The sequence below is a fragment of the Enterobacter sp. KB-221C9 genome (assembly GCF_041320715.1).
Classification (GTDB): domain Bacteria; phylum Pseudomonadota; class Gammaproteobacteria; order Enterobacterales; family Enterobacteriaceae; genus Enterobacter; species Enterobacter asburiae_D.
The window spans coordinates 1-22437 of sequence record NZ_JBGIWG010000003.1; the positions used below are offsets into that span (position 1 = coordinate 1).

The 22437-nt window shown below is 47.9% G+C and carries 17 protein-coding genes; 7 read left to right on the plus strand and 10 right to left on the minus strand.

Annotated features, from left to right (window positions below):
- Positions 1-305 precede the first annotated feature (305 nt).
- The 3 genes from AB8846_RS04130 (at position 306) to AB8846_RS04140 (ending at position 1836) form a co-directional block, all read left to right on the plus strand.
- The gene (locus tag AB8846_RS04130) at positions 306-479 is read left to right on the plus strand and encodes a hypothetical protein (protein ID WP_014830800.1); all 174 of its coding nucleotides are present in this window, start codon (positions 306-308) and stop codon (positions 477-479) included.
- Positions 476-1261 carry a hypothetical protein gene (locus AB8846_RS04135; RefSeq protein WP_370732134.1) on the plus strand — a complete coding sequence of 262 codons (786 nt, stop codon included), beginning with the start codon at positions 476-478 and terminating at the stop codon, positions 1259-1261. Before AB8846_RS04130 ends, AB8846_RS04135 begins: the two co-directional genes overlap by 4 nt.
- Positions 1262-1509: 248 nt before the next feature.
- On the plus strand, positions 1510-1836 hold the full coding sequence (locus AB8846_RS04140) for a hypothetical protein (RefSeq protein ID WP_370732135.1): 327 nt from the start codon (positions 1510-1512) through the stop codon (positions 1834-1836).
- A 497-nt stretch (positions 1837-2333) separates the two neighbouring features.
- Here the strand turns inward: AB8846_RS04140 and AB8846_RS04145 are convergent, their stop codons facing one another.
- The 8 genes from AB8846_RS04145 to AB8846_RS04180 all read right to left on the minus strand — a co-directional run bounded on the left by AB8846_RS04145 (position 2334) and on the right by AB8846_RS04180 (position 15255).
- Positions 2334-6377 (minus strand): NACHT domain-containing NTPase, encoded by a 4044-nt coding sequence (locus tag AB8846_RS04145; RefSeq protein WP_370732136.1) that lies wholly within the window; start codon positions 6375-6377, stop codon positions 2334-2336.
- 404 nt (positions 6378-6781) lie between these two features.
- Positions 6782-7459, minus strand: coding sequence for a type A chloramphenicol O-acetyltransferase (gene catA / locus AB8846_RS04150; RefSeq protein ID WP_370732137.1), 678 nt, complete (start codon positions 7457-7459; stop codon positions 6782-6784).
- Between the two features lie 62 nt (positions 7460-7521).
- Complete coding sequence (locus tag AB8846_RS04155) at positions 7522-9453, minus strand: EAL domain-containing protein (protein WP_370732138.1); 1932 nt, start codon at positions 9451-9453, stop codon at positions 7522-7524.
- 17 nt (positions 9454-9470) lie between these two features.
- Positions 9471-9965 (minus strand): molybdopterin-dependent oxidoreductase, encoded by a 495-nt coding sequence (locus AB8846_RS04160; protein ID WP_213330003.1) that lies wholly within the window; start codon positions 9963-9965, stop codon positions 9471-9473.
- A gap of 697 nt (positions 9966-10662) precedes the next feature.
- Positions 10663-10959, minus strand: coding sequence for a hypothetical protein (locus tag AB8846_RS04165; protein WP_370732139.1), 297 nt, complete (start codon positions 10957-10959; stop codon positions 10663-10665).
- Positions 10960-11008: 49 nt separating this feature from the next.
- Entirely contained in the window at positions 11009-12553 is a 1545-nt protein-coding gene (locus AB8846_RS04170; RefSeq protein ID WP_063145267.1) for a DHA2 family efflux MFS transporter permease subunit, read from the minus strand.
- Between the two features lie 13 nt (positions 12554-12566).
- Complete coding sequence (locus AB8846_RS04175; protein WP_063145266.1) at positions 12567-13709, minus strand: HlyD family secretion protein; 1143 nt, start codon at positions 13707-13709, stop codon at positions 12567-12569.
- A gap of 49 nt (positions 13710-13758) precedes the next feature.
- The gene (locus tag AB8846_RS04180; protein WP_370732140.1) at positions 13759-15255 is read right to left on the minus strand and encodes an efflux transporter outer membrane subunit; all 1497 of its coding nucleotides are present in this window, start codon (positions 15253-15255) and stop codon (positions 13759-13761) included.
- A gap of 179 nt (positions 15256-15434) precedes the next feature.
- Between AB8846_RS04180 and AB8846_RS04185 the strand changes: the two genes are divergently transcribed.
- Positions 15435-16079 (plus strand): TetR/AcrR family transcriptional regulator, encoded by a 645-nt coding sequence (locus AB8846_RS04185; protein WP_370732141.1) that lies wholly within the window; start codon positions 15435-15437, stop codon positions 16077-16079.
- A 123-nt stretch (positions 16080-16202) separates the two neighbouring features.
- A complete protein-coding gene (locus tag AB8846_RS04190; protein ID WP_331413251.1) occupies positions 16203-16607 on the plus strand; it encodes a helix-turn-helix domain-containing protein in 405 nt (134 codons plus the stop codon).
- A gap of 12 nt (positions 16608-16619) precedes the next feature.
- Here AB8846_RS04190 and AB8846_RS04195 read toward each other — a convergent pair whose 3' ends face one another.
- Positions 16620-18404 (minus strand): diguanylate cyclase, encoded by a 1785-nt coding sequence (locus AB8846_RS04195; protein ID WP_370732142.1) that lies wholly within the window; start codon positions 18402-18404, stop codon positions 16620-16622.
- 119 nt (positions 18405-18523) lie between these two features.
- The gene (locus AB8846_RS04200) at positions 18524-19633 is read right to left on the minus strand and encodes an AI-2E family transporter (protein ID WP_029739734.1); all 1110 of its coding nucleotides are present in this window, start codon (positions 19631-19633) and stop codon (positions 18524-18526) included.
- 364 nt (positions 19634-19997) lie between these two features.
- Between AB8846_RS04200 and mmuP the strand changes: the two genes are divergently transcribed.
- Both mmuP and mmuM read left to right on the plus strand, forming a co-directional pair.
- Entirely contained in the window at positions 19998-21398 is a 1401-nt protein-coding gene (gene mmuP / locus AB8846_RS04205) for an S-methylmethionine permease (protein ID WP_032661626.1), read from the plus strand.
- Positions 21385-22317 carry a homocysteine S-methyltransferase gene (gene mmuM, locus AB8846_RS04210; protein WP_370732143.1) on the plus strand — a complete coding sequence of 311 codons (933 nt, stop codon included), beginning with the start codon at positions 21385-21387 and terminating at the stop codon, positions 22315-22317. The genes mmuP and mmuM overlap by 14 nt, the downstream gene beginning before the upstream one ends.
- The last annotated feature ends 120 nt before the right edge of the window (positions 22318-22437 follow it).

Here is a 22437-nt window from a genome sequence, read left to right on the forward strand (position 1 = left end):
GGGTGTACATGGTGTTCATTCTCTCATTAATCATCTGATGGTTTATTGAACAGAATGATGTATACCGTGTACACCTGAAATCCCAAAATGTAGGCTGGTATTCATGGGTTAATATATTGTTTTATAAGCAATTTATTGGCTTTATGAACACCATGTATACCTTGAGGGCAAATTCTTTAAAACGCATCCACACTTTTCGCGTTGTGCACCCCTGCAATTTCATTAACATCGTTTCATAAATCGCAATTGATTATTTGATTGTTGCGATTAATGGAACTTTAACGGTCGCTATTACAGGGGGCATCATGAGCAAGGTTAACGTTAAGCCCGTTCTGCTGAACGGGGAACAGATTCAGGCTCTGAAAACCATTCAGGAGAGGGAGCGCCAGAAGTCGGGCATGGGGATCGCGCCGTCAATCCATGCTGTTGCTCGCAAGGTATTTGATGCGGGGCTGTCAAAAATGGAGGCAGGGCAATGAGCTACTCAATCAAAATTGGGAAACACAGCATCGAGCTGGCGGGTTATGCCGGTAAGGTTGTTGCGCCAAATACTCAGATGGCCGCTTTATTCCGTGGTATGGCGGGCGAACTCACCAGCCTGAGGACAACGGCGCAGCAGGCCGAAGCTGAGGCGGATTTGCTGGACGTTATCCGCAACGATCCGGATCTGAACGAACAGGCAAAAAACCGCAGGGCGGGTGAAGCCCGGAACCCGGACACGCTCAAAGACTTTACCCGCGGGGTGGCAGCCGTAAGCGAGCAGGCCGCAAACATTCTAGATTACCTGAAGAACAAGCTCGCGCCGGTTAATCCACTGGCATCTGATGATGTTCAGGGATTCATGCGTGACAGTGAAATGCGCCAGGCATTCGCCCGACTGGATCGCCGCAGCCAGGAAAAAATGCTGCTGTCGATGCACAGTGGAAAGCATCAGGAGCTGGCGGACGCTTTACTAAGGGCGCACGCAGTGTGTTCTGGACTCGATACGAAACAGCTAAAACGTCTCGGCTTCTCCCGTATCGCATCGGAGAATGGGCAGGTGATTAGCGCGGTTGCCGAGCTGGTCGATGCGGTAAGGAAAGACGTCGCACAAATTACAGCTGTCCGAACCTGGTATAACAATCTCGTTTATGGGAAGAACGACGATCCATCAGAAGTTCTGCCCCGTATGACAGGCCTTGATCAGTTAAGCGAACATGTCAGCGCGATGCTCAAAGGCAGCCAGCGCCAGATAAATTCAGAAGAGAAGCAGGCCGCCTGAGGGCGGCTTTTTTCTGCCCGGAGGGAAACATCACGATGCTATTAAGTAAATCAGCCTACGCCAGGCATATGGGCGTCAGCCGGCAAACTGTTTACGGCTGGATAGCCCGCGGTGAAATTGTAATTTCAGGCGATAAAGTGGATGTCGAAGCATCGCAGGCTAAACAAAATTCTGCTGGTGCTGGTGCTGGTGCTGGTGCTGGTGCTGGTGCTGGTGCTGGTGCTGGTGCTGGTGATCATCACAATGCAATGACGTGGGCGCAGGCCGCCGCGTGGGTATGGGGGCATGACGGCGGGAAAGAGCTGCCGGCTGATATTAATGCTGGACAGCGAATAGAGGCAGCAGCCGCTGAGCTGGGTTTTGATGTTCAGCACGAGCCCGATGAACAACTGCTGATTCTCTTCCGGCTGGATGAAGAAACCCACAGCTTCTATGGCAAAGACCGTGCTGCAGGCGCTTTACGGTTTCTTCGTTCTGAGCTGGCTTACGTTGCCACAATGCACCCCGATACGCTGGATGACTGGAACAAAACTGGTTTAATGTCACTCTGCCTGCTGGACGTCGAAAAACTGTAAACCCCCAGCCCCTCAAACTTGACACTTTTTCGCGAGAAACTGGGAAAAGTGTCAACCCAACCTAACGGATCCTGACGCCTACGAACAGCAGCTACAGCAGAAGTGTAAAGGGCTGGCGTTGAGATTTGTTGAGCCTTGGCTGTTAGCTTTTGTTAACCCTGATGCGAAGCAGGGCATGTGTCAGCCTGTTATGGTTTGTTATGCCTTACTAGGGAAAACTAGGGGGAAAGTGTCAACTGCTACCGCTTTAGAAAACTTCAGGTACACGAACTCGGGAAGGGGAGGTGCTAAGCACTCCCCCTTTGCAACCATCCTCGAGCCTCTTTCAGATCGCTGTTCTGGTTTGCCCGGACGCTGGTGTTCAGATTGAGTTGTCAAAAGTTGTCACCCACCGTCAGCGCCAGTGGGGGATTTTTGGCAGAACGCGCTCTAAGTTACAGTTGCTTCAGATAAACAATTACGCCTATCAATGTAGATTTAGAACACCCTTTATTGAATTAAGTTCTGCTGACGTCAAGTACAAAAACATCTATTAAATTTTTTAATTCGTGGGGTAAAAATCCTTCAATTTTGGTTTTCAGCTCTTCAGCTGATTGAAACTGATGCGTTTTTTTTCCTGCAACCGCAACTTCTTTTCCAAACCAAAGTACAAGAAAAATTCCTTGTTGCTCAGCATCAGGATGAATGGAGTAACGTTCATACAGTTGTGCGGATGCAGCATTGTATAATTCTCGATGCCACTGCCCTTTAACCTCTGTAACTAATAAGCAACGTTTGCCATTTAATATTTTTGTGGCTGTAAAATCACTTCTATTATGGTTTTTTAGCTGATGCTCTGGGGTAATTGAAATTCCTTGGGGTTCTAAACGTAAGTTTAAACGTTCGGCAATAATTGCTGTTGAATCATTCTCACTGAGATGCTGTCCATTCTGATAGAATCTATCGGTAGAATTAAACTCGCCACCATATAATGCGCCTTGAAAATCATTTAGTTCTTGAATTATAAGTTGACGTAAAGATTCGACCGTAACAATTTCTCCATTATCTAAATACTTTACAATTTCATTTGGAGTAGGAGGGACGAAATCATGAAGAGCTTGTTTTCGAACTTGCTGTGTATGAATGCTTTGCAGTGCATTTTTCAATAATGTAAATTTTGGATCGGATAATAATCTTTTAGTTACGGTTAATGCATCTAATGAGTCATCTGAATTAATTTTCCAAACTAAATCACTCATGAATCTAGATGCTTTCTCTTCATTTGAACTGTCGTTGATCAAATCGGACGAAGGATTGGTTTGAGGCCAAAAATTATAAAAAGCTTTAAGAATATATTCAATTTTAATTGCTGAAAGTTCTGGCCAAGTAGACTGATTGTCATAGGGAATTCTATCAGAAACACCTTGAAATAAAAGGATGTTTTCCCTGTCGAGCGACAAATAGCGCCACCCAGTTTGATTTACTTCATCATTAAAATAAAAATCCCGAAGATACCAAAATGTTTTTTGTAAACTAACAGGGGAATTTTTTAAAGATTCGACGTCTTCTAATAATAAACACTTGTGAGAAATTAATTTTTTTAAAGAGTCTCTGTTACTGTTTTTAACAGCAATCTCGAAAAGTGTATACAGGGTGTCACTATCTATATCTGGATATTTTTCAAGCCATTCAAGAGCTAGTTTTGAACGCAGATGGTTAAAAACTGTTTCATTTTCAAGTAGCCATACTTCTGGGTGTGCGCATGGTTGTTGAAGCTGGGGTTCAACATATTCTCTTAAGAACTCCTCAGCAAAATTTTTATCATTATCGAAGAGGATTCTATCTATCTCAGCTTTCAATAACTCGGATTCATCGGAGGTTAATGCACTAAACCCCATATTAATTCCAGTGCGTAAAGAAGCTAGCATTGATGAAGGTACACGCTCCAGGCTTTTTTCCGCTCGGAAGATTTCTAAACAGGCTGCATACAATACCATTTCATAATGTGAATATTTGGATTCACACTGTAATTTAGCGAGTTCTCGGAGGTTTGGCACGTGAGCGGAAATAAATCCGATACAATTTTTTAAGGCATTTCTAACTAATGAATTGTCGCCAACTTCTATTGCTATCTGGTCTGGTTTAGAGAGAGTAAGATGCGCAAAATGGAGAAGACAATTCCAGTGCTGCCCACTTTCGATCAGAGTTCTATTTTCATTAATATAAGCTATATTAGTAAATCTTTTTTCTTGTCGTTTTTTTTCATATCTTTTCCTCTTGCGATCAAGTTTACGATGTAAACCAGAATCATTCTTTTCCATATCTTTAAAAACTTTATTTAACCGCATCCATACTTTCATAAACTCAGGTTTGGAACATGCGTGCTGGCGCATTAAATGACGCAATTCATCTTTTCCACGAAGATTATTAACACCAAATCGTCTGTGAGGACTGAAGAAACCAGCCCAAAGCTCATGGTTATCGATTTCAAAAGCATAGGTGATAATAAATTTATAATCTTCGTTACGCATTTGAAGGCCAGAGTGAGCATTTAATGAATTTTGAAATGTATGTATCTTAAGGTCAAATATTTCATCTCGATCTTTCAATGGGCCAAATACAAAAGAAATAATTCCTTGTCTTAATTTATTGTTTGACTGAATTACTTCAACTGATTTGCTATGTTGTTGCTGCATAGGATGAACAAAATTAAGATTATGCAGCCAAGCCCATACTTTTTCTGGTGAGTATGGAGGTGCTACAAATTCAAAGTAACGATCAACAATTAATCCAACTATTTTACTAATACCCAGTCGACAATAACACTCGTAGCTTTCTTTTCCACAAGTACAAGTAATCTCATAAGTTAATGAATTAAGTAACGGTTCGAGATGATATGTAGGTAGTGACCTCACAAACTTCTTAATGAAATATCGAGTGCCAACTACTCTTTCTAAAGGTTGTCTTTCAGCGGGATATAAATGCGTACATAGTTTTAAGTAGTTTGACAAGAATTTTAATGAGAAATTCTCAATACCAATTTTTTCAATTATTTTAGCGGACATATTTAATGACAAATTGGTAGCTTCAAAAAGTAATATCTGAAGTGTTGGAAAAAGGTTATAACCTTTTAAATGCAACAAACAATCAACTGCGGAAGTTCTGATATTATTAGATTCTCCAATGTCTCCTGCAATTTCATAAATATCGTTAGCAAGCGATTCAACTACTTCTGAGCCAGAGATTAATTCAAAAATGAGTCCTCTTAAATGACTGTCATTACTTCCAACTATTAATGATCTAATTTGTTCAGAAACATCTCTTGTAAAAAAACCAGCTACGCTGAATCTACGCCAAAAATCACCTCTCCGGAAATAAGGATCTTTTTCTTGAATTTCTTTCAGTTTTGTTAAAAGTAGTTTTTTTGATGATGGTTCTAATTGTGAGGGATCACCGTTAGCCAATACTGCATAAGCATCAATTTCAATCAATTTCTCTTGTATTGACTTGCTTCCTAATGCTGCCATCCATCCGATCAGGCCTCTCAATTCATCGCGAGCTACATTGTTTGGTGCAATAATCGGAAGGCATTTCCACAGAGTAAGTGGATCACTACTATTATTTATTCTTTTAATTAAGTGATAAGCGGCGCAGTATTCAACTACTATCTTATGTACTGGACGATGTTGATATTCACATTCTCCTAGTCTAAACAACCTTGTTGAAAGGATGTCACTAGATGCTTGATTTTTAGGGAGAAGTGTTTTTAGTAACGGATAAATTATACTTTCATTCGCCTCTGATGTTGTTATACCTTCCGATGCTGATAGAAGTAATTTTGCGAATGCTTCTGAAGCAAGTTCGATCTTTTGTTCTACTGTTAAATGTGATGGCTTCAAGGGAGTTTTAGCATTAGCCTCTTTCGCTAAACGTTCAACTGCTAATGAAAAAATTGAACGTTTATTTATAAAATGTCTATTACTTTCAATATAAGCGTCTGCAAACATTTTTAAAAATTGCGGATTTGGCAAAAGCATCTCTAAGTTAAAACGACAAACTTCTCTTTCGAAACTATTAAAATCTTCGCCAGATGTATGAAATTCAAATATTTCAGATTGTTGTTGTCGATCAAATTCGTTCAATCTAACTATTAGAGGGGGGAACCCTAAAAATTGCTCAAATGCTATAGTTGATGATTGCCCCCATTCACTTGAACGACTTGACATAATTACTAATGAAGGGGTGTTTTTCTTGACTTCGCTCAATAATCTATAAATGCTTGATTGATCGATAGTTGCAACTTCATCTACCGCGTCGATCAATAATGGAGCGTTTTTTTCATTAATTCCTGCGAACAAAAAAACGCTGGCATTAACAGTTTCTGTCTCTAATCTTCGGGCAAGATTATTCATTAGCTCTGTTTTACCGCCACCCGGTTCAGCTAAAATCACAATGTACCTTGAAGCTTGGAGTAATTCAGTTTCAGTGAACGTTCTGTCACCATAAGAAAGGTTTCGTTCAAGATAAATTGATGAAGGCCTAGCCAAAGTATCGTTTTTCATAGTTCCTTTCATGAGTTTTCAATGAGTTCATTATGATGAAAATTTTAACACAGCTCTTACTACTGCCGTATGTTCATGTTGAACATGGTAAATCTATCAGATAAACAACTGGGTTCGCTGCATTGTGATTTCTTAGTATGAAGGGTTCAGTTCTCTCCATCTGTTACTTAGATATCATTTTTTTAACCTAAGTATTCATTTGTGGGGTTTTTTAGGACTGAAGTTGTGGGGGAGGCTGGTTGGGCTTGCTGTAATTTTGCCGCCTTGTCTCAGAGAAGAACTGATGGGGGTACTTCTGGGGGTATCTAACAATGACATTCTTTATTTTTCGATTAATTACAATGAGTTATCATGCATGATTTGTTCCTATTATCGCACCATCTTTTAAAATCGCCTTCGGCGTATCAGCTATTTAATCCCTCCGACAGCTCCGACAAACCATCACACATATCCTGCAGCTCATTAAACATCCTTGCCACATGGAAACCATCGCATACCGAGTGATGCACCTGCACCGCCATAGGTAACAACACTTTTCCATCCTGCTCGTAGTATTTTCCAAACGTGAACATAGGAGAAAAGAAGTTCTTCATGTGCGCAATGTTCATCGTAAAATTAGTAAACGTTACCCAGGGAATAGACGATACAAAAAAGACATTTTCCCGGGACTCTTCCTTAGGCCAGTAAGAAATGTTACTGCCATAGCGGGCAACGTCTTCTGCATACGTATTCTGGAAGTGCTGAATATTGCCGTCGAAGTGGCTCCACAGTGACGAAAAAGTCTCCGTTTCAGGATGGAAAATGGTATAGCTTGGATGGATTTCATTCCATATGACAAGCTCATTGTCCTTCATGGCCATACGGAATTCCGGATGCCGGTTCATGATTTTAGAGAGGAGGAAAATAATCGTCGGGTAAAACTTCCAGCCGACCTCTTTGATATGTTTTCGCAGCGCGGTAATGTCGATCAGAACCGTTTGGTTAATTGTACACTCGGCAAATGACTGGAATACCTCAAAATGCTCTTTCCTTGGCCAACGAGATAAATCAACAGGCGTATAGTCCGGGGCTGTCTTATTCATTTTATAACCTTTGATTATCAATCGGCTAAAGGGGGTTGGGCCAGAAAATCCGCGCAACCATTTCAACCGTATCTAATCTTCCTGTCAATCTCAGCCTGTGGTTTTCCGAACAGGTATCCCTGCACGAGATCGCAGCCAAGCGCCTGAAGACGTTCAAGCTGCGCTTCGGTTTCAACACCTTCCGCAATTACCCTCATATTGAGGCTCTTCGCCATGCCGGTTATCAATTTAACGATATTAAGGGCGTCATCCTGCGTGGATATCGGGTTCACAAAGGACTTGTCGATTTTAATTTTATCAAAATTCAGTTCACTCAGTCGTGAGAGCGACGAATAACCCGTTCCGAAATCATCGATAGAAATTTTTACACCCAGCGTTCTGAGCTTTTTGAGAATAGTTAGGGGCGTATTGCTGTCACTGAAGAGCGAAGACTCCGTAACTTCTAACTCAAGTCGGCTGGCCGGAAGTCCTGTCTCCTTCAGGATGGACTGTACCATCGTCGTAAATGATTTCGTGCCCAGCTGAACGGGTGAGACGTTCACAGAGATCCTTGCCGGAACGGCCCAGGAAACCGCTTCCCGGCAGGCAAGCTCAAGCACATTTTTACCGATCTGATTGATCATCCCCGTTTTTTCAGCGACAGAAATAAAGTAATCAGGTGACAGTATCCCCTTCACCGGGTGTATCCAGCGAATAAGCGCTTCATAGCCGTAAATTTCATTGCTGAATGAATCGACAATAGGCTGGTAATAAACAACGAATTCATGGTTATCGATCGCCAGTGCCATATCATGTTCGAGGGTTCTGCTTTCCTGCAGCTTTTGCAGCATCCACTGACGGAAGACCTTTATCTGCTGTGAACCCTCTTTTTTGGCTTCGTAGAGCGCCAGATCGGCAAATTTATAAAGATAATCAGAGCGCCGCTCATTATCAGATAAAACAATACCCACACAGGTGGCGATTTTTATCAGCTGATTATTAATTGTATAGGGCTGGCTGATATGTTCGCTGATTTCTTTGGCGCGCGAAACGGCTGCTGTTTCGGTGAGGCCACTGGACAGAAGGGCAAACTCGTCTCCGCCCAAACGGTAAAATGTATCCGTGGCGCTGCTCATTGAGGTGAGTCGTCTGGATACCTGATTCAACAGCAAATCGCCGGCATCATGGCCATAGGTATCGTTGACCTCTTTGAAGCGGTCTAAATCAAATAACATCACCGTGACGGGGATGTGGTTTTTATCTGCCTGAAGATTAATTTTGTTGAGATCGTCCCAGAAGAAAAGACGGTTTTTCATGCCGGTGAGGGAGTCATGATAAACATCATACTCCAGCTTCGAGTTTTGAATTTGCAGCGTTTCTTTTGATTTCTGAAGTTCTTCAGCAAGGCTTTTAACCTGCATGTGCGCTTTGAGAATGTTTTTATTCTGGTAGATCATTAAGAAACCAAGAATAAAGCTTAATATCACCAGAAGTAATGAAAGTGCCGAGTAAATATAGTAAAGGATCTGTATTTTATGGTTGGATTCGTTAACCGTGTTAATATCTTTCGTTAATGCCGTTGCAGAAAGCTGGCTAAGCGGCGCATCGAGCACATGCATATTTTTCAGGTATGCCTGTAACTCTGGATGGCTCATATTTTCAAGATGGCTATCCAGATAGTTCAGTATCTGCTCTAAGCGTGAAGCGAGCTCTTGGTGCGCTTTATCGCTGTCAATATAGCGACCTAAATCTCCCCCCTTCATTAAATCGCCCTGACTAAGCATAATTTCGAGGCGCATGCGGACCTGGTCTATCGTAACGTCATCGGTATCGGTTGCGTATAGACCAAGCCATGATTCAAAACGGTAATACTCTGATACCAGTTGTGCCACGGACCAGGACTCAGTGTATTGAGTCAGTTTTTGCAATTCCTGCTGACGATCGTAAACAAGAAATGCAATATATCCTGTCGTGATAAAAAGAGAAAAAATGATACCAACCAGTATCCTGTTCATTATGTTCTCCTGAACTGCTACTCAATCTTCATTTTGCTAACCTGCCATGCTGATCGCGAGTAATAAATCTGATTATTCAACTCAGGAAGACTGTCATAGGGGTATACAATGAATGATGGACCTTTATCGCGGATGCGCATATATTCGCCATTGACCTTTAAGGCAAGTATGGCATTGTATTTTTTGAAGTCACTGAGAGGGATCACGGTAGAGTAATCATTAAGCGCAATAACATTAATGTTAGTACCTTTTGCACCCACATAATCCATCAGTTTGTTCATTGGAACACCCTCAAACTTAGTGCGTCCATTATACCAGGGGGATGTTGTCTCGAAACTCACCATGCCCAGTTTTTCAAGGCTGGCGAGATCAAACACTGCTTTTCCATTTTCATTCGTATTTTCTATATTACCGTAAATCGTTAAAATGGGTTTACCAACTGGTTTTGGCAGATCGCCAGCCCAGGTTACACTTTGTACCAGACAGCATAACAGCAGTAGGGTTAATCGCATTTTGGCCTCCACTTTTTAACAGAAGTATAAGAATTATAATTTAGATATCACACTAGTTTATATATTTTGTTGAGTAGCAAGGCCTTTTAGCGTTTTTATTGATGTAAGTGCAATAAAATCAGTAACTTAAGCCGTGGTGATGGCAGGATGTTTGGCAGTCCAGGGATGCTTAACTTTTTGAGAAAAGCTAAAGCTGCTTGCATAAGCTCTCGTGTGTTTAAAAAACGATCGCTTTTATTGATTGTTATTATCTCATACCACTGATTTTACCGATGATGAAAACGACGAGTGTGCAAACGCTCAGTACCAGCCCTTCGTGGGTTTTGACCCGTTGAAGTGACGCGGCTGGTACTCTCAGGCTGTACAAAATTCGCTCATCCCGAGCGAGGAGGTATCGGGTATGCTGTTCCTGACGGGACGAATACTATTCTGCCGTTTTGCCCAGGCCATCAAACGCGCTAAAAAGGTGACCGCCTGCGGGGTGAGTTTTTTCTTATGCGATGGCAGAAAATGTAAATAATGAACAGAAGGGGTTGTGAGATATTATCGATGAGATCGTCAGTTTACGGTTTCAATCTGTGTCTGAATAATTGCCTGATTTTTGGACGCTTCTTCCACTGGGAAGCGTCCACTTTTTTCTTTCCTTCAACCTGCTATTTTCCGGTATCTCGCTAATTATATCACTCACCTGGTATGTTCAAAGCAGGAAGCCCGTCAGCCATGTTCGGTCAGGATGATTTTCAGGTAATTGTTCAAGGATATGAATTAACGTATTCTGGTTGTCCTGTCCGCTGTTGATAAATCTAAAGAAATTGCTGTCACATTTATTTTTGTGATATTGCATTGTTGAGAACTCTTTTTTCCTTAACAACGTGCGTTCTAACCAGCTGAATTTTTTAATTTCCCTTTCCAGGTATTTTATTTCGGAAATTGATAGGAATATTTTCTTATACAGAATATCCCGGTTGCCCGGCGTGTATGATTTACTGTCCATCAGATTTTCTCTGTTTTTATGATACTCACGTCCTTGTGCTGAATAAATATTAGTGTCCTACAGAAGCGGCATCGACTACGCGCGAAGGTTTCGGTGCTAATGCAATCGCAAATGCAGCGATAAAAAATATCACGCCGATCGACATCATCAGATTATTGGTCGAAAGCATCATGCTCTGGCTATTAACCATCTTGTCAAAAAGCTCGCGCACAAACTGCCCACCTTGCTGAGGTGCTGAACTGATGTAATGCGAAAGATCGCCAGTTGGGTCGACGACGGACGCCAGTTTGTCATGTGCTATATAGCGCTGGTCCTGCCATGACGTCGTCACGAGCGACGTAGCAAACGCACCCGATAACGTTCGAACAAAGTTCATTAGCCCCGCAGCTGAAGCCATTTCCGTTTCATCTACAGAGCCCATGGCAAGCCCCGTAATCGGGACGTAGTACAACGGCATGCCAACGCCCATGAATAACAAAGGGACACAGATGGACCAGTAGTCCATATCGGTCGTCGCATAGGATCGCCAGAAGGTGTCGAGACCCAGCCAGGCGCAGCCAAAGAAGATAAGAATGCGCGGATCGATTTTGTTGGAGAGGTTAGCGGCAACCGGAGAAAATACCACCTGCAGAAGCCCGCCCCAGGCAACCACAATCCCTGCCCATGTTGTTGTATATCCTAAGTTATATTGTAGCCACAACGGCGTGAGGACATTCAGACCAAAAAAACATCCAAACGCGAGTGCGAGAACAAACATGCTGGCCGAAAAACCGCGATGGCGAAAAACTCTGATATCGACAATCGGATGATCGGCGGTCAGCTCCCAGATGCAGAAACTTAAAAAGCCGATACAGGCCACAATCGCCAGAACCCAAATTTCTTCTGAGGCAAACCAGTCAAGGTCTTTCCCTTCATCCAGCATGATCTGCAGTGCACCCACCCAGATAACCAATAAAATAAACCCAACGATATCAATAGAGTTATTAACCAGCGTATCTTCGAAGATTTTCAGTACTGACCACGCGACCAATGCGAAAGCGATGGCCATCGGAACGTTGATGATAAACACCCACGACCAGCTGTAATGATCGCAAATCCATCCGCCCAGTACCGGGCCTATTACGGGCGCGAGCAATGTTGTCATTGCCCATAATCCCGTCGCCTGCATGGATTTTTCTTTCGGGAAAATACGCAGCAGTAACGTTTGTGATAAGGCCATCAGGGGGCCTCCCGCCATGCCCTGAAAAACCCTCATCAGCAGCAGCATTCCCAGCGAGGTGGAAAGGCCGCAAAGCAAAGAAAAAATGCCAAACATGAACACGGAAACGCAGAAAACGCGCACGCCGCCGAAACGCGTGGTTAACCATCCTGATAGCGGTACCGTAATGGCTTCAGCCACGGCATAGGCCGTGATGATCCACGTTCCCTGGCTGGTTCCTGCGCCCAGGGCGCCAGCCATGTTGGGTTGAGTGACGTTTGCAATGGTCATGTTGAGCACAGCTAAAAAGTTAGCCATTGCAAGTACCAGGGCACCAATCCATAACATACCGCCTTTCAGCGAAGGCGGCTCATTATCGATAACTAATGTAGACATGGCCTGGTTTCCGTTATTCACTTTTTAAGTTAACTGTCGCTTTCATGGACAGACCAACCCGCAGCGGATGTGCTGCAAGCTCATCAGCATTGAGTTTGATGCGCACGGGCAAACGCTGAACAACCTTAATCCAGTTACCCGTTGCGTTCTGCGCAGGAATAATTGAAAACGCTGCGCCGGTGCCGCCATCAAAGCCTTCTACCGTTCCATGGAAAGGAACGTTGTCGCCATACAGATCGCTCACCAGTTCCACCTTCTGTCCCACTTTCACATGCTGGAGCTGAACTTCCTTGAAGTTGGCATTGACGTGAATTTGCTGCACCGGCACCACGGACAATAACGGCGTGGAAGGCTGGACACGCTGTCCAAGCTCGACCTGGCGACGAGCAACCACGCCATCAACTGGCGAACGGATCACGGTTCTTTCCAGATCCAGTCTGGCCTGATCGCGCTTCGCTCTGGCGAGAGCAACTTCAGGGTTGGTCTCGGTATTCGCATCCTCAATCATCACGGCATTCGCCTGTCTTGCACCCACCGCCGCCTGTCTCGCTGCATCCGCTTGCGCCACGGCGGCTTTAGCGGCATTCAGGTTTGCCAGTGCGGAAGCATAAACGTTTTGAATACGCGTCAGTTCGTCGCCTGAAATCGCGCCCGTCTGCATTAACGCTTCGCGTCGCTTGAGATCAACCGTCGCGCGCTGGAAGTCAGCGTTTGCGGCATCCACCTGGGCCAGCAGGCGTTTTTGCTCTTTTTCATTCGCCACAACTTCAGCGCCGAGTTTTGTGTCGGTGGCCTTATATCCATTTACCCGCCGAATGGACAGGTTCAGGTTTGCTTCCGCCTGATTAAGGGCTAACTCTGCGTCAGTAGGGTCCAGCTGGATCAGAACATCGCCTTTTTTTACCACCTGAGAATCCGTGACCAGGATGGCGCTTACCGTACCGGTGATCGCGGAAGAGAGCTGAGCAGACTCGACATCGGTATAGGCGTTATCGGTTTCAACATATCGGGAACCCACTAATTCCCAATAGACGAACGAGCCTGCGCCAGCCAGCGCGATGCTTAATGCAAGATAAGAGAATAAACGTTTTCTTTTTTTCTTTTTGATATCGGATGATTCAATATTTTGATTTTCAATAGCTGCAGAATGACTCATTTTATTTCCTTTCTTTCCACTATTTAGTTATTAACCTGGTGTTAAAAAATCACTGTTTGCTCGAGGTATATCCGCCGCCCAATGCACGCGCTAATGCGACGTCAATCGTAAAGGCACGAGAATTTACATCGGCTAATTTTCTGCGGGCCGCGACCAGCTCATCTTCCGAGGACAAGACGTCGAGATAGTCAGCAACCTTTCCTTCATATCTTTGTTTGGTGAGTGAATAAGCCTTTTCTGCCGACGTGACTGCACCCTGAGAATAAAGCATCTCGTCTTTCAGAGAGGCTCTGCTGGTGAGCGCATCGCTCACTTCCCGAAGTGCATTCGTTAACGTGTCGTTATAAACTTGCACCGCAATGTCATATTCACCGCTGGCGTATTTCAAATCACCCTGTAGCTTTTGCGTATTAAATATTGGCAGCGATATGGCCGGGCCAAAACTGCCAATTGCTGAGCCACTCCGGGTAAGGTTGTTAATTCCCAGTGACTGGAATCCGGCAAAGGCAACCAGATTAACGCTGGGGTAAAAACCGGCTTTTTTCTGTTTGATTTGCTCTGCTGCAGCCTCTGCGCGTAAACGTGCCGCGACAATATCAGGACGTCGACCAATCAGATCCAGCGCAATATTGGGAGGAAGTTCCTCATGTGCTAAAAGCGTTGCCTTAGGCGCGGTTATTGCCAGCGATCTGTCAGGCCCATCACCGATCAGTGCAGCGAGCTCATGTTTTTTGATCGCAATAGCTTCATCTATTGCCACCAGATTTGCTTTGGCGTTGAGTTGTCGCGTCTCAACCTGTTGAAGGCTGGATAAATCTTCAAGCCCCGCGTCATGTCGTTGCTGGAACAACGCGAGCGTACTGGTTCGTATCGTGAGGGTATCGTTAAGCGTTTCGCGTACGGTGTATAAATGCGCCAGCTCCGCGTAAACGGTAACAATAGAAGAAGAGAGCACCAGTCTTGTCTGGGCTTCTTCCGCTGCCGCCGCCATTTCGCCTGACGTTGCAGCCGCGAGCGCGGCGCGGTTTTTACCCCAGAAATCAATTTCCCAGCTCATATCAAGCGTGGTACGTCCGTAGCTGTTCCAGTTTTGAGGCGTTGCGCTTTCAGGCGTCACATAGTTGTAACTCATTTTGTCCCGCATAAAGCTGGCGTTTGCGGTGACCTCAGGGAAAAGCGAACCGCTCGCACTTTGCGTCATCGCCTGCGCTTGTCTCACGCGAGCTTCAGCGATGTTAAGCGTGGGGGAATTTTTAAGCGCGTCATCAATCAGCCCGTTAAGCTGCTCGTCACCGTATTTCTTCCACCAGTAATCTTTCGGCCACTGGCCGTTCTGATGTGGGAAACTTTGATCGCTTTTAAGTTGTGAGACCGTCTTCATAGACGGTGGGGTGCCAAGATCGGGGATTATGGCGCATCCGCTCATACTGATGGCGGAAATGACAACACAGCCCATCACTATGCTGGACCGGGTTAAACCGGAAATACGACACCTCGGGAGTGTCTCCTGAAAACCTTTCATCAGTACGCTCGTCATGCTGTTCATAGAGAAGTCCAAATACAGTACCGTACAGTACGGTACACTTTATATCTTGACTTCTGAGCGCCGTCAAATGAAAATGTACTCGTCAGTACGATTACGAACCCTACTACCAGACGTGATTCCGAAATCAGAGAACAAAAAGTGTTGGCCCCGGCCAGACGCCTAAACTAACGAGGAAACATATGGATAAAAGAGCGCTTAAACGGCAACAGATCCTGGAGGTCGCATCCGGGCTGTTTCGACAAAAGGGATTTGATGCCACGTCTATCTCGGAGATTAACGCGATTGTTGGTGGCTCAAAATCGACAATTTACAGTCACTTTTCTTCGAAAGAAGAGCTATTTGTAGAATGCATGTCTTCAGAAACTGAACAGTATATAAAAAGCATGACTATTGAAACTGCAGGGCAGGTGCGCCTTTTCAGAAAATCACCACAGCTGGTTATCGAGCAATTTGCCGTTGCCTTTTTACGTTATATTTGCTCGCCGGATATTGTGGATCTGCAAAGATTAATGATTTCCGAGGCCGGAAGGTCGGGTATCGGAGAATTATATTATGCGCGAATGCAAAAGCTGCGTTCAAATGTTTCAGCGCTTTTTACCGATTTAATGAATCAAAACATCTTAAGAAAAGATGATCCAGTGCTGGCGGCCGAGTATTTTCGCTCTCTTCTCCAGGCCGACATACTGGAACCTTTGCTTTTAAAAGCAAGAAAGGATCAGCCTGAAGAAAGTGAAATCGTTATGAAAGCGCAGGCCTCCGTTAATGCGTTTATGAAACTGTATGGTCCTGAAAAAAGTGAGGATGTTGCAAAGACATCTTTCTAAAATACAATAAGCGTTCCTTCACCCTATTATTAGGGTGATTTTTCTTTTGGGAAATATTTATTTCAATTGTCATTGGATGACTTTGCCAGCGGCCTTCTTGTAAATAAAATTTCGTGGATACTTATGTGTATAAAGTTTACTCTTTTAAAAGATCGTGAAGCTGTAATTAAGTCCCTTACTCACTGGATTGACTCGAATTTATATCGGCCCATTACCGTTTTAGATGTGGCACGGAAATCCGGTTATTCATTGGCTTACATTCAGCGGAACTTTCGCCAGGAGTGTGGCATAAGTATAGGTCTCTATATTCGAAGCCGGAAGCTTGAAAAAGCCGCGCATATGCTCAGACATACGCAGCTCTCTGTTTCAGATATATTCACGATGTTAGGCTACGAGGAGCCGTCAACGTTCAGCAGAGCGTTCTCGAATCAATATGGACTCTCCCCAACCAAATACCGTGAGCAGGCTAAAAAAAGTCACTACATGAATGGATTGTCGATATTGATTACTGAGGTGACGCGCGAGTAAAGCGATAATCCGCTAACCCGCCTCCAGCATCCCAAAACTCACAATCCGCGCGCGGCCCAGCTCTTTCGCCCGGTACAAGGCCACATCCGCGGCGCGCAGCAGGTTGTCAGTCTGGGCATGTTGCGGGTAGCTGGCAATGCCAATCGACACGTCCACCGGCCCAATCTCGGTCAGCCCGTAGCGAAGCGACAGCTCATGCACGCCGTTGTAAATCTTCTGCGCGCAGGCGTACGCGCCTGCTTCATCGGCACCGGAAAGCAGCACCAGAAACTCCTCGCCCCCGTAGCGGAATGCCAGCCCGTTGTCATGGGCGGCCCGCTGAACAATTGACGCCACGCTTTTAATCACCAGATCGCCCGCTTCATGACCAAACCGGTCGTTGATGCTCTTGAAGTGGTCAATATCGATCATCATGCAGCTTAACGGCACGCCGGTGCGCATCGCCTGTGCCGTTTGGGTTTGCAGGGTATCTTCCAGATGATGACGATTACGCAGGCCGGTGAGCGGGTCGAACAAGGCTTTTTCCAGCAGCGCGTCGCGCAGGCGTTGGTTAGCCAGCGCCAGCCCGAGCGCTTCGGCCATCAGTTCCAGATACGCGCGGGAAGGGGCGTTGTCCGCCGTGATATTCTGGAAGGAGAGCAGGCCAATGGCCTCGCCCTGGGCGATAAGCGGTACGCACAGGGAACTTTCCGCCTGGGAGGCCGGAAGATGGTAGCAGGCGATATCCGGCTCACCGTTTACCGGCGGGTGACTCTGCCCGCGACGCACGGCCCAGCACTCGTCCGGATGGAACGTCGTCTCTTCACCGATGGGTGAAAGCCATTGCGCGACGCTGCGCATCTGCCACGGATCGCGGTCAAGAATGTAGAGCCGGCCCGCGATCCCCGGCGCGATATTGGGGGCAAACAGCTCCGCCACGTTAATCACGTCGTTAAAGTTCTCACATCCCTGCAGGCGCTGGGTCATGCGCGCCAGCAGCTCGCGGATGGCCCAGTCGGCATCGCGCTCTCTTTCCAGACGCTGTCGCGCAAGGCCGTTTTCACGGAAGATGCGGATGGCCTGCGCCATATCGCCAATCTCATCAATCTGGTTGAAATTGGGCGTTTCAACCGCGTAATCCTGGGACGCCAGGCGGTGCACCACGTCGCTCAGGCGCACCACGGGACGCAGCACGCGGCGCTTTAATATAAAACCGAGAACAAACAGGAACAGCAGGGCGGTCAGACCGACCATCAGCTCAGAGGCCGTTCGCAGCGCTTTCGATTTTTTTGTCGCCTCCTGAACGGAGGCGATGACGCGTTTGTCGAGTATCTGGCGGAAGTGATCGATCTGGTTCTGCGCGCGCTCCAGTTCTTGCTCATAGGGCGCACCGTAGAGCAGGGCAACGGCCTGCGCATCTTCTCCTCGTTCAAGGCTGGAGAGTGCGGTTTGCTGTTCGTCCTGCAGTTCATCAATGATTTTTATGCCTTCGCGCAGCAGGGATAGCTCATCATCCGACGCGCCGTTGTCCCGCAGTTTTTCAAGCCGGAGTTCAACGCTCTTCAGGTTATTCTCGGACTGGCTGTATTCCTTTAACGTTTGCGGATCTTTTTTGATGACGTAGAGGCGCGCTAAATCGGACTGTGCCCAGGCATCGGTTTCGATATCTTCAGTAAGCGCATCAAAACGCTGGCGTTGTTCAACGGCCTGACGTTCAGCAGTGTCAGCACTGGACGCCATCAGCATGATGATGCCGGAGGCGATGGTCAGGCAGACCGTGGCACCATAGGCCCAGTTTGTTATCGTCGCGATTCGCACCTGATGATCCTTTTACGACATGAAGAGGACAGCGTTCTTCAAATTATAGAAAACGTTTGATTTAAGGCGAAAAAAAAGGCGGCACAGCGCCGCCTGGTGTGGTCTATATCGTCACATCCTCACAATTCTGGAGGATTTTTTCCTTCTTCGATGAAGTCGGGGTCCAGCTCTTCGGCGTTACCTTCGTGATCGCGCCCTGAGAAGAGGTTCCAGCAGGCGATAAACAGCGCGGCAATGAGCGGCCCAATCACAAAGCCGTTAATGCCGTACAGCTCCATGCCGCCGAGGGTGGAGATCAGGATCAGGTAGTCCGGCATTTTGGTGTCTTTCCCCACCAGCAGCGGGCGCAGAATATTGTCCACCAGCCCGACGATAATCACGAAGAAGCCGACAATAAACAGCCCTTGCCACAGCTGGTGGGTGGCGAACAGGAAGATGGCGGCGGGCACCCAGACAATCGCCGAGCCGATGGCGGGCACCAGCGAGAGGAAGGCCATCAGCGCCCCCCAGAGCACGCTGCCGTCAATACCCGCAATCGCAAACGCAATCCCGCCGAGTATGCCCTGAACCACCGCCACCGCCGCCGTACCTTTTACCGTGGCGCGCGACACGCCGACGAATTTGGCGAACAGGTGCTGCTTGGCGAAATCAGACAATGGCAGGGAGTCGAGGATTTGGCGTACCAGATACGGGCCGTCTTTCAGCAGGAAGAACAGCAGATAAAGCATGATGCCGAAGCTAATCGCAAAGCCAAACGTTCCTTTGCCAATCAGAAACGCGCTGCCGGCGAGATATTGCCCGCCCTGCAGGGCCACATCAGAGAGTTTTTTCTGGATCTGCGCCGCGTTGGTCAGGTTGTGATCCGCCAGGAAGCCGCTGGCCCAGTCAGGCAGATGGTTGAAGATGCTCGCCACCACTTCCGGGAACTGGGTGTTGTTCTCCTGGAGCTTCGTGTACACCATGTTCAGCTCAATGGCGAGCGAGGAGAGGATCACCATCAACGGGATAAAGACGATCAGGCAGATAATGCCAATGGTCAACAGCGAGGCAAGCCCGTTGCGATCCCCCAGCGCGGCGCGCAGCCTGTTTTTTACCGGGTTGAAGATGACGGTTAGAATTGCGGCCCACAGTATCGCGGAGAAGTAGGGCGACAGCACGTCGAAGAAGGCCCAGGTCACAAGGGCGAGAATAAAGATAAAGAAACCTTTGGTCAGTCCGTTAAAGCGCATCAGTCAGTCCTGGTTACTAAGAAACTGTGTCGACTATAGAACCGATTGTGAGAATTACCAACCCTTGCGCCGGGTGGCGGCTGCGCCTTACCCGTCCTGTGGACGGTGTTGCGGTATGAATCCGCTCTTCACGGATACCACTTTCGACTGACCGAAGATCGCCTCTTCCCGCACCATGCTGTAAGTATCTGCTTGCGGAGGTGCTTATGGCCTGGCGTCCGATTCTCTATGTGATCCTCACAACCCACCCCAGACTCAGCGCGCGGCGCGCCCGTCTGCGTCTGGTCATCTAGCTTTTTATTAACAATCGCGGTATAACACACCTTCTTTGGATGTTTAGATGTCCATACGTATAGAAGGTAATATGCAAACACAACAAGAAAATGGGCAGCTTAAGCGCACCATGAAAACACGCCACCTGATTATGCTCTCGCTGGGTGGCGTGATTGGGACAGGGTTATTCTTCAATACCGGCTACATCATTTCCACGACCGGGGCGGCGGGCACGCTGCTGGCGTACCTGATAGGCGCGCTGGTGGTCTGGCTGGTGATGCAGTGTCTGGGCGAGCTTTCCGTGGCGATGCCGGAAACCGGCGCGTTCCACGTCTATGCCGCCCGCTATCTTGGCCCGGCGACGGGCTACACCGTGGCGTGGCTCTACTGGCTCACCTGGACGGTGGCGCTCGGCTCGAGCTTCACCGCCGCGGGCTTTTGTATGCAGTACTGGTTCCCGCAGGTGCCCGTCTGGGCCTGGTGCGTGGTCTTCTGCGCGGTGATTTTTGGCCTGAACGTTATCTCGACGCGCTTCTTTGCTGAAGGCGAGTTCTGGTTCTCCCTGGTGAAAGTCATCACCATTATTGCCTTTATTATCCTTGGCGGCGCGGCGGTCTTTGGCTTTATCCCGATGCAGGACGGTTCACCCGCGCCGGGCTTAAGCAATATCACCGCCGAAGGCTGGTTCCCGCACGGCGGCCTGCCGATCCTGATGACCATGGTGGCGGTGAACTTTGCCTTCTCCGGTACCGAGCTTATCGGCATCGCGGCGGGGGAAACCGAAAATCCGCACAAGGTGATTCCGGTCGCTATCCGCACCACCATCGCGCGCCTCATTATCTTCTTTATTGGTACCGTATTTGTGCTGGCGGCGCTTATCCCGATGCAGCAGGCGGGCGTGGAAAAGAGCCCGTTCGTGCTGGTGTTTGAAAAGGTCGGTATTCCTTACGCGGCAGATATCGTTAACTTCGTGATCCTGACGGCGATCCTCTCGGCGGCGAACTCGGGTCTGTATGCCTCCGGGCGCATGCTGTGGTCGCTTTCGAATGAGAAAACGCTGCCGCGATGCTTTGCCCGCGTGAACAAAAACGGCGTGCCGCTGACGGCGCTTTCGGTCTCTATGCTCGGCGGCGTGCTGGCGCTGTTCTCAAGCGTCGTGGCGCCGGACACGGTATTTGTCGCGCTCTCGGCGATTTCCGGGTTTGCGGTGGTGGCGGTCTGGATCAGCATCTGCGCGTCGCACTTCGTTTTCCGTCGTCGCCATCTACAGTCCGGGCAGCCGCTCTCTGCGCTGCAGTACCGTGCGCCCTGGTATCCGCTGGTACCGGTGCTCGGTTTTATCCTCTGCGTGGTGGCCTGTGTCGGCCTGTGGTTTGACCCAAGCCAGCGCATTGCCCTTTATTGCGGGCTTCCGTTTGTCGCCCTGTGTTATGGTGCGTACTACCTGACCCGAAATATGACATCGCAGGAGCCCGAACATGTCGCAGAATAATCCGCTTACCGCCCTCCTTGAAAAGCAGCCGTTTGTGGTGCTGGATGGCGCGATGGCGACGGAGCTGGAAGCGCGCGGCTGTAACCTGGCAGACAGCCTCTGGTCTGCCAAAGTACTGATGGAAAACCCGGAACTTATTCGCGAAGTGCATCTCGATTACTATCGCGCGGGCGCGCAGGTGGCGATCACCGCCAGCTATCAGGCCACGCCCGCGGGGTTTGCGGCGCGCGGTCTGGACGAAGCGCAGTCCCGCGCGCTGATCGGTAAAAGCGTGGAGCTGGCGCGTAAGGCGCGCGAAGCGTATCTGGCTGAAAATCCGCATGCGGGCACGCTGCTGGTGGCGGGATCCGTTGGGCCGTACGGCGCGTATCTGGCGGATGGGTCCGAGTATCGCGGTGACTACGTACGCGGTGCGGAAGAATTCACTACCTTCCACCGCCCGCGCGTGGAAGCGCTGCTGGATGCGGGCGCTGACCTGCTGGCCTGCGAAACGCTGCCTTCGTTTGCCGAGATTAAGGCGCTGGCGGCGCTGCTGTCTGAATATCCCCGCGCCCGGGCGTGGTTCTCGTTTACCCTACGCGACAGCGAGCACCTGAGCGACGGTACGCCGCTGCGTGAGGTGGTCAGCGTGCTGGCAAACTCTCCGCACGTTGTCGCGCTGGGCATTAACTGTATCGCCCTGGAAAACACCACGGCGGCGCTGAAGCATCTGCAAAGCCTGACGTCGCTGCCGCTGGTGGTTTACCCGAACTCGGGCGAGCATTATGACGCGGTAACCAAAACCTGGCATCACCACGGTGAAGCGTGCGAGACGCTGGCAGGTTATCTGCCGCAGTGGCTGGAAGCCGGAGCGAAGCTGATTGGCGGATGCTGTCGGACCACGCCGAAAGACATTGCTGAGCTGAACGCGCAGCGCTGAGTGCTTTGCCGGGTGGCGGCTACGCCTTACCCGGCCTATGGATCGCTGACCCTCTCCCACGGGGAGAGGGAAAAAATGAACCGCACAAAATCAACTATCCTTTCCCGCTTTTTATCTAAA

What these genes read in the sequence shown, in the direction of transcription:
- AB8846_RS04160 (WP_213330003.1), bottom strand. Translation starts at nt 9,965, where the DNA reads ATGCGATTAACCCTACTGCTGTTATGCTGTCTGGTACAAAGTGTAACC.
- AB8846_RS04170 (WP_063145267.1), bottom strand. Translation starts at nt 12,553, where the DNA reads ATGTCTACATTAGTTATCGATAATGAGCCGCCTTCGCTGAAAGGCGGT.
- mmuP (WP_032661626.1), top strand. Translation starts at nt 19,998, where the DNA reads ATGCAAACACAACAAGAAAATGGGCAGCTTAAGCGCACCATGAAAACA.
- AB8846_RS04155 (WP_370732138.1), bottom strand. Translation starts at nt 9,453, where the DNA reads ATGAACAGGATACTGGTTGGTATCATTTTTTCTCTTTTTATCACGACA.
- AB8846_RS04200 (WP_029739734.1), bottom strand. Translation starts at nt 19,633, where the DNA reads ATGCGCTTTAACGGACTGACCAAAGGTTTCTTTATCTTTATTCTCGCC.
- AB8846_RS04140 (WP_370732135.1), top strand. Translation starts at nt 1,510, where the DNA reads ATGACGTGGGCGCAGGCCGCCGCGTGGGTATGGGGGCATGACGGCGGG.
- AB8846_RS04175 (WP_063145266.1), bottom strand. Translation starts at nt 13,709, where the DNA reads ATGAGTCATTCTGCAGCTATTGAAAATCAAAATATTGAATCATCCGAT.
- AB8846_RS04185 (WP_370732141.1), top strand. Translation starts at nt 15,435, where the DNA reads ATGGATAAAAGAGCGCTTAAACGGCAACAGATCCTGGAGGTCGCATCC.
- AB8846_RS04145 (WP_370732136.1), bottom strand. Translation starts at nt 6,377, where the DNA reads ATGAAAAACGATACTTTGGCTAGGCCTTCATCAATTTATCTTGAACGA.
- AB8846_RS04130 (WP_014830800.1), top strand. Translation starts at nt 306, where the DNA reads ATGAGCAAGGTTAACGTTAAGCCCGTTCTGCTGAACGGGGAACAGATT.
- AB8846_RS04135 (WP_370732134.1), top strand. Translation starts at nt 476, where the DNA reads ATGAGCTACTCAATCAAAATTGGGAAACACAGCATCGAGCTGGCGGGT.
- mmuM (WP_370732143.1), top strand. Translation starts at nt 21,385, where the DNA reads ATGTCGCAGAATAATCCGCTTACCGCCCTCCTTGAAAAGCAGCCGTTT.
- AB8846_RS04190 (WP_331413251.1), top strand. Translation starts at nt 16,203, where the DNA reads ATGTGTATAAAGTTTACTCTTTTAAAAGATCGTGAAGCTGTAATTAAG.
- AB8846_RS04165 (WP_370732139.1), bottom strand. Translation starts at nt 10,959, where the DNA reads ATGGACAGTAAATCATACACGCCGGGCAACCGGGATATTCTGTATAAG.
- AB8846_RS04180 (WP_370732140.1), bottom strand. Translation starts at nt 15,255, where the DNA reads ATGAACAGCATGACGAGCGTACTGATGAAAGGTTTTCAGGAGACACTC.
- catA (WP_370732137.1), bottom strand. Translation starts at nt 7,459, where the DNA reads ATGAATAAGACAGCCCCGGACTATACGCCTGTTGATTTATCTCGTTGG.